At 66.3% G+C, this 12,056-nt stretch carries 11 protein-coding genes and 1 pseudogene; 7 read left to right on the top strand and 5 right to left on the bottom strand.

The window, feature by feature from the left end; translation table 11 throughout:
* The 3 genes from ACO1BU_RS33370 to ACO1BU_RS33360 all read right to left on the bottom strand — a co-directional run.
* A partial coding sequence (locus ACO1BU_RS33370) for a PAS-domain containing protein (RefSeq protein WP_424140241.1) occupies positions 1-1,387 on the bottom strand: 1,387 nt, incomplete at its 3' end.
* A 177-nt stretch (positions 1,388-1,564) separates the two neighbouring features.
* Positions 1,565-1,858: a hypothetical protein gene (locus ACO1BU_RS33365; RefSeq protein ID WP_424140240.1), complete on the bottom strand. Its 294-nt coding sequence runs from the start codon at positions 1,856-1,858 to the stop codon at positions 1,565-1,567.
* 283 nt (positions 1,859-2,141) lie between these two features.
* On the bottom strand, positions 2,142-2,873 hold the full coding sequence (locus tag ACO1BU_RS33360; protein ID WP_424140239.1) for a GntR family transcriptional regulator: 732 nt from the start codon (positions 2,871-2,873) through the stop codon (positions 2,142-2,144).
* A 99-nt stretch (positions 2,874-2,972) separates the two neighbouring features.
* Between ACO1BU_RS33360 and ACO1BU_RS33355 the strand changes: the two genes are divergently transcribed.
* The 6 genes and pseudogenes from ACO1BU_RS33355 to ACO1BU_RS33330 form a co-directional block, all read left to right on the top strand.
* Positions 2,973-4,067: an isocitrate/isopropylmalate dehydrogenase family protein gene (locus ACO1BU_RS33355; RefSeq protein ID WP_424140238.1), complete on the top strand. Its 1,095-nt coding sequence runs from the start codon at positions 2,973-2,975 to the stop codon at positions 4,065-4,067.
* 80 nt (positions 4,068-4,147) lie between these two features.
* Complete coding sequence (locus ACO1BU_RS33350) at positions 4,148-5,137, top strand: Bug family tripartite tricarboxylate transporter substrate binding protein (RefSeq protein WP_424140237.1); 990 nt, start codon at positions 4,148-4,150, stop codon at positions 5,135-5,137.
* Positions 5,138-5,163: 26 nt separating this feature from the next.
* A complete protein-coding gene (locus tag ACO1BU_RS33345; RefSeq protein ID WP_424140236.1) occupies positions 5,164-6,138 on the top strand; it encodes a Bug family tripartite tricarboxylate transporter substrate binding protein in 975 nt (324 codons plus the stop codon).
* A gap of 5 nt (positions 6,139-6,143) precedes the next feature.
* Complete coding sequence (locus ACO1BU_RS33340) at positions 6,144-7,031, top strand: amidohydrolase family protein (RefSeq protein ID WP_424140235.1); 888 nt, start codon at positions 6,144-6,146, stop codon at positions 7,029-7,031.
* A gap of 183 nt (positions 7,032-7,214) precedes the next feature.
* Positions 7,215-7,859 (top strand): HD domain-containing protein, encoded by a 645-nt coding sequence (locus ACO1BU_RS33335; protein ID WP_424140234.1) that lies wholly within the window; start codon positions 7,215-7,217, stop codon positions 7,857-7,859.
* A gap of 556 nt (positions 7,860-8,415) precedes the next feature.
* A pseudogene (locus ACO1BU_RS33330) lies at positions 8,416-8,592 on the top strand (transposase domain-containing protein); the annotation flags it as partial.
* 359 nt (positions 8,593-8,951) lie between these two features.
* On the opposite strand, the gene ACO1BU_RS33325 reads toward ACO1BU_RS33330, so the two are convergent.
* Complete coding sequence (locus tag ACO1BU_RS33325) at positions 8,952-9,521, bottom strand: hypothetical protein (RefSeq protein ID WP_424140233.1); 570 nt, start codon at positions 9,519-9,521, stop codon at positions 8,952-8,954.
* 507 nt (positions 9,522-10,028) lie between these two features.
* On the opposite strand from ACO1BU_RS33325, the gene ACO1BU_RS33320 reads away from it, so the two are divergent.
* Positions 10,029-11,162, top strand: a complete 1,134-nt coding sequence (locus tag ACO1BU_RS33320; RefSeq protein ID WP_424140232.1) for a sensor histidine kinase — start codon at positions 10,029-10,031, stop codon at positions 11,160-11,162.
* A 113-nt stretch (positions 11,163-11,275) separates the two neighbouring features.
* Here the strand turns inward: ACO1BU_RS33320 and ACO1BU_RS33315 are convergent, their stop codons facing one another.
* A complete protein-coding gene (locus ACO1BU_RS33315) occupies positions 11,276-11,677 on the bottom strand; it encodes a response regulator (protein ID WP_424140231.1) in 402 nt (133 codons plus the stop codon).
* Positions 11,678-12,056: the final 379 nt, after the last annotated feature.

The following is a 12,056-nucleotide window of genomic DNA, read 5'->3' as shown; positions in this document are numbered from 1 at the left end:
GTTGGCGCCCGTCTATGCCGGGCAGCCCGAGATCCGTGAACAGGAGGGCGACGTCCGGTGTGGTGTCGAGGATCGTCAAGGCGGATGAGGCATCCTGCGCCGGGAGGACGCGGTAACCCAGCGCCTCCAGTCCCTCGGTGGTGTAGGCCAGGATGTCCGGCTCATTCTCCACCATCAGGATTTTCTCACCCCTTCCCGCGAGGCGGCTGATGTCTATCGGCTGCGAAGGGGATGTCCCGGCCGCGTCCTCGACAACCAGGCGTGGGAGATAGATGGTCACGGCCGTCCCGATCCCCGGCTCACTGTCGATCTTCACATGGCCGCCGGCCTGGGTGGCGAAGTCAACGACCTGATACAGTCCCAGCCCCGTGCCCTTCCCGGGCCCCTTTGTTGTGAAGAAGGGTTCGCAGGCACGCGCGGCCACCTCGCGGGGCATCCCAACGCCCGTATCCCTCACCGTGATCTGCACGAACTCGTCGCCAGGAACCGGGACAGGGACCGGCCCGGTCGCAGTGGTGCGCGCGACCTTCGCCGTCTCGATGGTCACCGCGCCACCCTTCGGCATCGCGTCCCGTGCGTTGATCGCCAGGTTCAGCAGAGCGACCTCGAGCTGGTTTGGATCAGCCAAGATCGTCCAGGGGTGATCCGTCAGGACGAGCTCAACCGCGATGTTGCTCGTCACCGATTGGCGGATGAGATCGGAAAGGTCCGTAATCAGCGCGTTCACGTCGACAAGCTGAGGCTCGCGGGGCTGACGCCTTGAGAAGGCCAGAAGGCGTTGCGTGAGGGAGGCGGCCCGCCGCGCACCACTTCGCGCCACCTCAATTCCGCGGCGGGCTTTCTGCAGGTCGGAAGCGTCGAGTGACCGCTCGGCCTTATCAAGGTTCCCTTGGATGATCATCAAGAGATTGTTGAAGTCATGGGCGACACCGCCCGTGAGATGCCCGACAGCCTCCATCTTCTGCGCCTGCCGGAGCTGCTCCTCGGCCTGCCTGCGGGCCGTCACGTCGGTATAGAGCGTGACGAACCCACCATCCGGGAGAGGATTGCGGCGGAGTTCCATGACGCGCCCATTCGGCCTGGTCCGCTCGATCGTCCCGGAGCTTTTCCCGGCCTGCAGGAGCGCCATGCGCCTCGCGACCTCCGTCTCCACGTCAACCTCGCCGAACTCCCCGGCAAGGGCCTGAGCGCGCAGGATGTCCGCCATGGGCAGCCCGACCCGCAGCATTCCTTCGGGAACACCCGTGAACTCCGCGAAATGTGAGTTCCACTCCACTAGGCGCAAATCGGCATCGAGCATCATCACGCCATCCGTCATGCCCGCGAGAACCACTTCCAGTCGCTCAGATCTGGAGCGCTCCAGGGCGCCAGGGCTCGTGTCGCGCATGCATTTCGCAAGGGACTGGAGATGACACCACACACTCCGCAACCGGGCCCTCAAGCGAAAGCAGCCCCAAACTCACCTGCCTCGATTTGGACACTGCTGCATCCCTCCCAGCTGCTGATGCCTTGCAGTCAGGTCGAGTGGCTGCCTCTGGCCAACATTAGAGAACGATACTTGAACTCAAAAACCCAGAACGCAGGCTGGCGCGGAAAGCTTCGGGGCGACGAACGGCCTGTTCGCGGCGGTCAGTGCTGCGGCTTCCACCGCCGCCACGGCGGGGGTCGCCGCCGAAGCCATCGCAGCAGCACCCGCGTCGGCGAGGGATGCCACGGCACTGAGCAAGGTCTCCGCCCGGTTCTCCTCGGCTCCACCGGAGGACGACACATCGTGCCTGGTCGTGTCCGCAGGCCTGGTCTGCGCGGCACGCCGGCGCTGTGGCTTGACGCCCGACGTCGCCGCCTCTTTGCCGCCCATGCTCGGACCCTGCTTGCCTGTCTTGGACCCACCGGGCGTGCTGCTGGCGCCCCGAGGTGTTGCCCCCGCTTCCCTGGCGCGTGTCGCCGCTCCAGCCTTGGCCTTCTGCTTGGCAGCGGTGCCCGCCTTCGCGGTGCGCCCGCGTGGAGACTGCTCTGGCGAGGCCGCCGCCCGCGAACGGCTGCCGATCGCAGGCCTGTCGATGGCCTTTGGCCTGGTGCTCGCCCGGCCTGCCGCAGGCGGCTTAGCTCGCAAGGCTGCGTCTAGCGGTCCTGCGGGCCGCTTACCGGGGGCGGATCACATTAAGGCCGGCGGATCGTGAATCGCTGACCGTCGTGGCCTCAGCCCCATAGCCCTGGTCGAGCTGCTTCAACAGCCAGGCGATCCGGTGCCGCTGGGCGGAGCGCAGATGGACCTGCATGGCGGACTCGGAGGCTGGTCCGTCACGCCGTTTGAGGGCGGCGAGCAGCGCCTCATGCTCCTCGTGCGACTGCTGGGCCCGCCCAGGATCCCCCAGCATCGTGGGCAGCAGCGCCATGTTGTCGGTCAGCTGCGCCAGAGCGCGCAGCAGGTATCGGTTGTGCGCCGCCCGGTGCAGGAGCGCGTGCAGGCGGAGATTGATGGCCGATAGTTCGGCCGGACGATCGAGCACCTGCCCCTCTTCCATCACCAGCCGGGTCAGCGCCTCCAGTTCGGCCTCGCTGGCATGCTGGGCGGCGAAGCGGGCAGCGGTGCCCTCCAGCACCTCCCGGATGGAGTAGAGTTCGATCACCTGCTGGTGGTCCGGGCGGCTGACGACGACGCCCCGGCGCGGCTCGTGGCTGACCAGCCCCTCCGTCTCCAGGCGGGTCAGAGCCTGGCGTATGGGTGTGCGAGAGATGCCCAGCCGCAGTACCAGCTCCGCCTCCGTGAGTCGCGTGCCGGGAGGCAGGCTTCCCTCCCGAATCGCGGCTTTCACGCGCTCATAGGCATCGCGCCCCAGATCGGGGGCAGGGGTTCGGGCGGCGGGCTTCATCCGGGTTGGATAAGGCCAGCCATCGGGACCGCCAAGCTGCATCTCGACATGCTGGGACGCCTTGGGATACCACGGTATCCAACAGAGGGAAGGACGCCGATGGCCCAGAGAAACTCGATGCATCTGATCGTGCTGCCGGGCGACGGAATCGGCCCGGAGATCACGGAAGCGACGGTCGCGGTGCTGGAAGCGGTGTCCGACCGTTTCGGGCTGGGCCTACGGCTGGAGCCGGACATCGCTGGCCATGAGAGCCTGATGCGGCACGGCATCACCGTGCGGCCCGAGCTTCTGGAGAAGGTGAAGGCGGCGGATGGGCTGGTGCTCGGCCCCATGTCGACCTTCGACTACACGGATGAGAGCAAGGGCGGGATCAACCCTTCCATGTTCTTCCGCAAGAACCTGGACCTATTCGCCAATGTCCGCCCGGCCCGCACCTATCCGGGCGTGAAGCACCACGCCCTCTCCGAATTCGACCTGGTGGTGGTGCGGGAGAACACCGAAGGCTTCTACGCCGACCGCAACATGGAATCGGGCGGCAGCGAGATCCTGGTGACGCCGGATGTGTGCATCTCGTTCCGCCGTATCACCCGTCTGTGCTGCGAGCGCATCGCACGGGCCGCCTTCCGGCTGGCCGCGACGCGCAAGAAGCATGTCAGCGCCGTGCACAAGGCGAATGTGCTGAAGATCGGCGATGGCATCTTCCTGGAGGAATGCCGCAAGGTGGCAGCGGAATTCCACGACGTGACGATGGACGAGTACATCATCGACGCGATGTGCGCCCATGTCGTGCGCGCGCCGCAGAATTTCGACGTGATCGTCACCACCAACATGTTTGGCGATATCCTCTCCGACCTAACGGCGGAGCTGTCGGGCAGCATTGGGCTGGGCGGGTCGGTGAATGCCGGCTCGCGATATGCGATGGCGCAGGCGGCCCATGGCTCAGCGCCCGACATCGCGGGGCAGGACCGGGCCAACCCGCTCTCGCTGATCCTGTCCGTCGCGCAGCTGCTGGACTGGCATGCCGACCGGCTGGGCAGCAGCGCCTTCGCCGCGGCCAGCCGGGCGATCGCGACGGCGGTGGCCGATGCGGTGGCGGCCGGGGAATCCACCTCCGATGTCGGCGGGCGCATGGGCACGGCGGCCACGGGCGCCGGGATCGCGGCGCGCCTCCGCGCCATGCCCGTGCCCGCCTGAGCCCCCGGGGTGGGGGCGGCACGCACCCACCCCGGCACCAAGAAGAACAGCGACGCTGAACGGGACGAGGAGCCCCAGGAATGTTTCGACGCACCGTCTGCGGAGCGGGCCTGGCCTTGCCGGCAGCCCTTCTCGCCGCCCGCGGAGCGCGGGGCCAGGGCCTGCCGCAGGGCTGGCCTAACCACCCGATCAGGCTGATCGTGCCCTATGCGCCCGGCGGCGGCACGGATGTGCTCGCCCGCGCCGTGGCGGAGAAGGCGGGGCAGCGCCTGGGCACGACTATCGTGGTGGATAACCGTCCCGGCGGCGCCGGCAATCTGGCGACCCAGATGGCTGCCGAGGCCGCGCCGGACGGCTACACGCTGCTGGTGGGCAATATCGGCCCGATCGCAGTCAATCCTAGCCTGTTCCGCAATCTACGCCCCGACCCGGCCCAGGCGCTGGCGCCCGTGACGCTCCTGGCCGCCGCCCCGCTGCTGATCCTGGTGAATCCCCGCCTCCCCGTGGCCAATCTGCGCGAGCTGATCGCCATGGCGAAGAGCAAGCCGGGCGAGCTGAACTACGGCTCCGCCGGGAATGGCTCGGCCAATCACCTGGCCGGCGCCTACTTCGCGCTGAAGGCCGGGATCGACATCCAGCACGTGCCCTATCGCGGCGCGGGGCCGGCCCTGAATGACCTCGTCGCGGGGACGCTGCAGATGATGCCGGCGACCATCCCCTCCTCGATCGGGCTGGTGCGGGACGGGCTTATCAAGGCGCTGGCGGTCACCTCCGCCGCGCGCGTGCCCACCCTCCCGGATATCCCGACGGTCGCCGCGGCCGGCGTGCCTGGCTACGAGATGAGTGCCTGGTACGGGGTCCTGGCGCCGGCCGGGACGCCCCGGCCCATCCTGGACCGGTTGCAGCAGGAGATCGCGGCCGCGATCCGGACGCCCGAGGTGCGCGAGCGCATCGAGTCGGAGGGCGCCGAGCCCTCCGGCATCAAGCCCGACGAGTTCCGCGACTTCGCCGCCGCCGAGCGCCGGAAATGGGCCGAGGTGGTGCGCGACGCGAAGATCACGGTGGACTGACGGAACGGCAGGAAAGGAACGAATCCATGCATCGGTTGATCGCGCTCGCGACGGCGGGCTGGGCCGCCTTCGCGGCCCAGGTGCTGGCCCAGGAGGCCCCCGCCTATCCCACGCGGCCGATCCGCATGGTGGTTCCCTTCGCCGCGGCCGGCACGGCCGATATCGTGGCGCGGCTCGCGGCCAGCTGCATGTCCCCGCATCTCGGCCAGCCCGTGGTGGTGGAGAACCGCGGCGGCGCGGGGGGGACGATCGGCACGGACGCGGTCGCGAAGGCGGCGCCGGACGGCTACACGATCGCCCTGCACACCGTCTCGTCCGCGGTGCTCAACAGCTTCCTGTACCATAGACTGCCCTATGACATCCGGCGGGACTTCGTGGCGGTCAGCCAGCTGGCGCTGAGCCCGAACGTGCTGGCGATCCGCGCCGACATCCCCGCGCGCACGGTGCAGGAGTTCATCGCGCTGATGAAGGCAAAGCCGGGCGGGTACAGCTACGGCTCCTCCGGCCCCGGCACGATCCTGCACCTCTCCGCCGCGCTCTTCACGCGCATGGCGGGGGTGGATGCGACGCATGTTCCCTACCGGGGAGAGGGGCCTGCCATCAACGACATGATGGCCGGGCAGATTGACTTCATGGTCAACGTCATCCCGGCGCTGCTGCCCTTCGTGCGCGACGGCAAGTTCCGCGCGCTGGGCGTCAGCACCACCACCCGCGCGCCGCTGCTTCCCGATGTGCCGACCATCGCCGAGGCAGCCTTGCCGGGCTACGAGACCTATATCTGGCATGGCGTCTTCGCACCGGCCGGCACGCCCGCCCCGATCGTCGAGCGGCTGGCCGATGCGGCCGTGCAAGCTGTCCGCGATCCCGCCTGCCGCCAGCGGATGGTGGATCTGGGCCTGGAGCCGGTTGGCTCGCGCCCCGCGGAGTTCACGACCTTCTGGGACAAGCAGATGAACTATTGGGGGCCGGTTGTGCGCGCCTCCGGCGCCACGCTGGATTGAGCGCCATGGCCCTGCACGCCCTGCCGGCCGGTAGCACGGATTGCCATGTCCATGCCTTCGGCGATCCCGCGGCATTCCCCTTCGACGCGGCGCGCAGCTACACGCCGGGCCGTGCCGATGCGGGGCAGCTCCGCGCCTTTCTGGACGCGCATGGGCTGGACCGCGTGGTGCTGGTGCAGCCCAGCGTCTATGGCACGGACAACCGGTGCACCCTGGATGCGGTCGGCCAGCTCGGCGAACGGGCGCGCGCCGTCCTCGTGCTCGATCCGGGGATCGATGATGCCAACCTCGCCGACCTGCATGCGCGCGGCGCGCGCGGGGTGCGGCTGAACCTCCACACCAGCGGGATGGAGGATACGCGTCAGGCCGCTGCCACCGTGGACACCTTCGCGGGGCGGCTACGCGGTAGCGGCTGGCATCTGCAGGTCTTCGCCGCCCACGGCGTGCTGGCCGCGCTCGGCCCCAACCTGGCGAGGGCGGGACTGCCGGTGGTGCTGGACCATTTCGGCCTGGTCGGGCGCGGTAGTACGGTCCTGGGCAAGGCGGCTGACACGCTGCTGCGCCTAGTGGCAACGGATGGACTGCACGTGAAGCTCTCGGCGCCCCACCGGGTGGTACCCGATCCGGAAGCGGCGCCCGAGCTGGCGGCTCTTGTGAGACGGCTGGCCCGGTCGGCGCCGGAGGGCCTGCTCTGGGGCAGCGACTGGCCGCACACCGCCAGCACCCGTCGCAGCGCAGCGGCAGAGACAGTGGAGCCATTCGAGTCCATTGACGATCGCCGCGCCCTGGAACGCCTGTCCGCCTGGATTGGGGACGAGGGGGCGACCCATCGGATGCTCGTTGCTAATCCTACGACTTTGTATGGCTTCGCCGCTATTCCCAAGGCGCAATGACGCAGCGCGGCGGGAGAACATGTCAAACGGAACGACCGGTTGGCAGGTGGGCCCCGTGCACGGAGTTGGCCGGATGTAAGGACAGCGACGCCGGCCCTGGTCATCGGGGGACGCCTCCGCGCATGCTGGCTCGATGACGCTTCCGGTAGAGTGGCCGGCGGCATTTTACGGGAGTGAGGCGGAATGGCGGAGAAGGACCCCACCATGCGGGATGTGACCGATCAGCTGCGTGCGCAGATCCGGGAGGAGCTGCCCGAGGTGGCACAGATTCAGTCTCCTGCATTGCGGGAGAAAGTCGTTGAGGTCTGGGCCCTGGCTATCGCGCGCAGCAGCTTCGGGTCCATCCGCAACATCCCGCCGGCCGGCAATCCCGGCTTCATGGTGCTCACCCGGGGAGACCAGACCGACCACATCCGCGGTGTAACTCGCCTGGCCATGGCCATAGCGGATGAGATAGCCGCGTCGAACCATGATCTCGCCATCGATCGCGACATCATCATCGCCGGAGGGCTCTGCCATGATGTGGGCAAGCCTTGGGAGTTCGATCCGGAAAACCGCAAACGCTGGGCAGCGTCGCCGCGAACCGCCGGATTGCCGTCGATCCGGCATCCGGCCTATGGCGCGCATCTCTGTCTTACGGTCGGCCTTCCCGAGGAGATCGCCCATATCGCGGGAGCTCATTCGGGCGAAGGCGAACTACTGGTGCGCAGCCTCGAGAACACGATCGTCCACATGGCAGATATCGGGTACTGGAGCATCATGCTGTCCGGTGGGCTGATCACGCCGGGCACGATTTCCGCGAAGTACAAGCGCCCCATCTCCTTGTAGCCTTACGCGTCAACGCGCGGGACACCATCGGAACCTGATGGGCTGGGTGGTGACTGGTGCTCATCGGCGAGCACAAGTGCCGTCTCGGCAAGCTTGCCGCTACATGTCCCGCGCGCCGTCGCCTCGACCAAAGGTAATACCGTCAACTTGTCGGGCGCTGAACGGAAGAAGGAGGGTGAGCTGATCTGTACGTGCGGACGGTTATGCCCGAGCCGCAACGCTGGCGATCTCAGCCCACACTTGGAACGCTTGTGTCGGATCTGTCCGAGACGTGTTCATTGTGCTGTGGTCCTTTCTGCTGAGGACGAATGGCGGCTCGGCGGACAGGCCGACACCACCGGGATGGAACGGGCGCGCGACATCGCCGATCGGAGCGGCAGTTCGACTGCTGCGGTCTGGGAGCGCGTCCGCCGAAAGGAGTCCTCCGCCTACCGGATCCAGAGAGGCCGCAACCAGTGGGATTGGCGGCTCTCTGCCCAGGTGCCGGCCTCGGCCACACCACCCAGCCGCCATTCGTCCTCAGCAGAAAGGACCACAGCACAATGAACACGTCTCGGACGACGGGAGCGCCCGCTGGGCGGCCGTCGCCTCCCTCGTGGAAACGTGCAAGCTCAACGGCGTCGACCCGCAACGCTACCTTGCCGACCTGCTCACCCGGCTCGTCAACGGCTGTCCCAATAACCGCCTCGACGAACTCATGCCCTGGTGCTGGGCCGCCGCCGACGCGGGCTGACCCTTAGCAGGCTGCGGAAATTCGATTTTGGCGAGGCTTCTACGAAATTTTATTACGCTGCGTACGATTCGGGCACAGCAGTGTTGTGCACATCACGGTCTGTCCAATTCGGATTGTTCGTGTGGCTGGGCTGGAGCAGCGAATTTCCGCAGCCTGTTAGGTCAAACCGCCAAGGGTCTGTTGGCCTCGCTTACACCTGACCAAGGAGGAACTCGGTTGCATCCCCTCCATCTGCGAGGAACGGATCCGCCTCTCTCAGGCCTCTGCCGTCGGCGCTGCAGAGAGCACCGCAAATTGGAAAGTGGAGATAGCTGCGGGCAGCGCTACGACATAGAAGCGACAGGCCTCCCAATGCCCCTCTACTGCGGTGCCACAATCTGCTGGTACAGCGCGACCTCGTCCCGGATGGCGGCCATGACCATCTCCGCGGCTTCGTCCGTTATGGCGATGCAGACCCGGCGTTTATCCGAGCCATGGAAGTAGCGCCGGATAAGCTTGGCATTTTCCAGTGCTGCGAGCTTCCGCAAGGCCGTACTCTGAGGCGCGCCGGAAGAAATGCAGATGGACGACACGGAGACATGTCCACCCTCGGCGTGGACGGCTGCCAAATCGAGCAACATGTCCCAAGTAGGCCAGTCGAAGAACTCGTTGAGCGCACCGCGGCGCCGGTTGGCGCGAAGCCTGAGAAGCTTTTGCAGTGCTGGTGCCCAAAAACCGTCTGCACCGGGCTTCCAGTCCGCCTCCTCTTTCGGGAGTACGTGCTCGGCCTGGACCTGGGCCGCCTCGCTGTCAAACCTAGCCAAGAGGCGCTCAAAGGTGGCCTTCAGCTCAGCGAGCAAGGCCGCGGTCTCGAGTTTCGACGTCTCGCGGTGAGGCGTGGTCGACAACGAAGCATCTGTGGGCGTCGGAAGAGGGGGGATCTGCTTCAAGGCTGAGCACCTCAGGCTCGGGTTGAGCCGGCGTTCTATTAATGCCTAAGGTCACGGACCTGTGAGAAAATTTCTGCACGCACCGGTTGCAAATGAATACAGCCAAGAGGTGTTGCCTTGGCGCCACATTCGGTGCGCGTGTTTGCGTTTTCTTCTTGCGCAGAGACAATGCGAAGGGAGGGATCTGCGCCGAAGCCAAAATCAACCATACACGCTCCGGTTGCGCAACACAGGCCGCAGCAGTCTTCTCAGGACGCCAAGGATGGCGCCGGTAGCCGCCCCGAATCGAGCCAGGCATCCACGATCCGGCGATGCATCATCACGACGTCACTGTCCTGCCGCAGTGAGGTAACAACCCGGTCAGAAGCCGCCTCTTCCGTCCCCCGGGCAACGTTCGAGAAGGATACAGCCTGGCCAGAGAGTCCGTAGTTGGCCAAATAAGCGTGAAGGAACAAAGCCCTCGTGGAACATCAGAGGCTCGACGCCGCTTCCTCCCACGAACCGCAAATGGCGCGCATCCGCCTCTACCAGAGAATCCTGACCGACTTCGGCCGAATGGCTCCCCAGGCTAGCGACATTGACCGTCTCCTCCAGCTTGCCTGTGCCCAGGCCGTCCGCGGGATCGGCATCGGCCATTCCAAGATCATGCGCTATCGGCGCGAGGCTGGCGATCTGCTGATCGTGGCCGGCGTCGGGTGGAAACCGGGCGTGGTCGGCCATGTGATCCTTGGTACGGATCTCGCCTCAGCGCCTGGCCACGCCTTGCAAACCCGCCAGCCAGTGGTGATTGACGACCTGCCGAACGATCCTGAGTTCCGCTATGCGCCGGTGTTACGCGATCACGGTATCATCTCGGCGCTCAACGTGCCGGTGGCGGTGGATGGGAATGTCTGGGGCGTGCTCGAGGTGGACAGCGAGACCCCACGGCACTTCGGGACGGATGACACACAGTTCCTGTGTGGCCTGGCGAATACTCTCGGCCTGGCCCTGCACGGACGAATGGGCATGCAACGGGCCACCGAGGCCGAGGCGAATGCCCTTCTCGCGCAGGCCCGTGGCCAGACCCTGCTCGAAGAACTGCGGCACCGGAGCAAGAACGACCTTCAGCTGATCATTTCCATGCTGGTCATGCAGAAGCGCCAGCAGACGGACGACCAGGCCAGGCGCGGCTTCGACCATTTGGTGGACCGGGTGGCCGCGATCAGCATAGCCCATGATCAGCTCGCGCCGGGTGGAGGCGCCAGGAATATCGGGCTGGCTGATTATCTCCAGGCACTGTGCGGCAGCCTTGCGCAGCGGCGGGACGACATCCGGATCGAGACGGACCTGGACTGTGTCGAGATGCCGCACGACCGCGCCGTGATGCTGGGCCTTATCGTGAATGAGCTGGTAACGAACGCTCTGAAATACGCCTTTCCCGAAGGGCGGCGCGGCGGGGTACAGGTGAGCTTCAAGACCACCTCTCAGGAGGAGGGGTGCCTTCGTGTACGCGATGATGGCGTCGGCATGGGGCCGCCACGGCTCGGCAGCTCAGGGACGGGGCTGGTCAAACGGCTCGCTCAGCAGCTGGGAGGCCGGATCGACCGTGAGGATCTGCGACAGGGTACGGGTTTCGTGATCTGCCTGCCGCTGGTGACCTGATCTGGCCACTTGCCAACTCGGGTCTGCTCATTGGCTCCGCTTGAATGCGATCATCTGGCCGGGTGAAAAGCCACCCGTCAGGCGGAGCGGGCTCTCCGGCCTCATTGGGTAGGCTACCGACGGGACGGTCCCAGTAACCGTGCCAGAATGCCCCTCAGTTGGCGGAAGCCGTTTGGTTTCTCGAGCAACGCTTCGGCCGGGATGCCTAGGCCCAGCAAGTCACTCCGCTGCTGGGGTGTCATGTAGCCACTCAACACGATGATGGGCATGCGGGAGTAGCGGCTCAGGATCGATCGCACGAGGCCGACGCCGTCGAGGTTAGGCATCCGAACGTCCGTGACCACGGCATCGAAGGACTGTGTCGCCAGCTCAGCCACGGCTACCAGGCCATCCGGAGCACATGTGACGCAAAATCCGCCGTCGGTCAGGCTGTCGTCGATCACCATCGCGACTGGTGGCTCATCCTCTGCGACCAGGACGTGTGGGGCTCCGCCGCATTTCGACCCGTCCGGCATGGTGGCTCGCTGAAAGGGGTTTAGGTGCAAGTTAAGTTCGGATTTTGACCCAAAGTTGCCTGCAACCCCTGGTAGCATTCCTGTGACGCGCTAAGACGCCTTCTGACACGCAAAAGCCCCGCCTTGCGGGCGGGGCCTCGGCGTCTCGGCAGCCATGATCCACGTCGCCATGGGCGCTCTCTTGCTCCGCAGGATCTCCCACCGCTGATCTCTCGAACAGTCGCTTAGATGCCGTAATGGGCCGGCCGCCTAGGCTTGGGCGGTAGGGCGGCTGTCCCTCAGAGTGATGGTGTGTGGAACGGGGTCCGAACGGGTCGGCCCCAGGCATCATCGAGGGACAGCCATGGAGTACTATGCCGGGATCGACGTATCGCTGAAA

The organism is Roseomonas chloroacetimidivorans (genome assembly GCF_049629625.1).
GTDB lineage: Bacteria > Pseudomonadota > Alphaproteobacteria > Acetobacterales > Acetobacteraceae > Roseomonas > Roseomonas chloroacetimidivorans.
This window is presented reverse-complemented; position numbering and strand designations above follow the sequence as displayed.

Excerpts from the sequence above, each read along its gene's own strand:
- ACO1BU_RS33340 (WP_424140235.1), top strand. The coding sequence starts at position 6,144 with ATGGCCCTGCACGCCCTGCCGGCCGGTAGCACGGATTGCCATGTCCAT.
- ACO1BU_RS33315 (WP_424140231.1), bottom strand. The coding sequence starts at position 11,677 with ATGCCGGACGGGTCGAAATGCGGCGGAGCCCCACACGTCCTGGTCGCA.
- ACO1BU_RS33365 (WP_424140240.1), bottom strand. The coding sequence starts at position 1,858 with ATGGGCGGCAAAGAGGCGGCGACGTCGGGCGTCAAGCCACAGCGCCGG.
- ACO1BU_RS33335 (WP_424140234.1), top strand. The coding sequence starts at position 7,215 with ATGGCGGAGAAGGACCCCACCATGCGGGATGTGACCGATCAGCTGCGT.
- ACO1BU_RS33355 (WP_424140238.1), top strand. The coding sequence starts at position 2,973 with ATGGCCCAGAGAAACTCGATGCATCTGATCGTGCTGCCGGGCGACGGA.
- ACO1BU_RS33345 (WP_424140236.1), top strand. The coding sequence starts at position 5,164 with ATGCATCGGTTGATCGCGCTCGCGACGGCGGGCTGGGCCGCCTTCGCG.
- ACO1BU_RS33360 (WP_424140239.1), bottom strand. The coding sequence starts at position 2,873 with ATGAAGCCCGCCGCCCGAACCCCTGCCCCCGATCTGGGGCGCGATGCC.
- ACO1BU_RS33320 (WP_424140232.1), top strand. The coding sequence starts at position 10,029 with ATGGCGCGCATCCGCCTCTACCAGAGAATCCTGACCGACTTCGGCCGA.
- ACO1BU_RS33350 (WP_424140237.1), top strand. The coding sequence starts at position 4,148 with ATGTTTCGACGCACCGTCTGCGGAGCGGGCCTGGCCTTGCCGGCAGCC.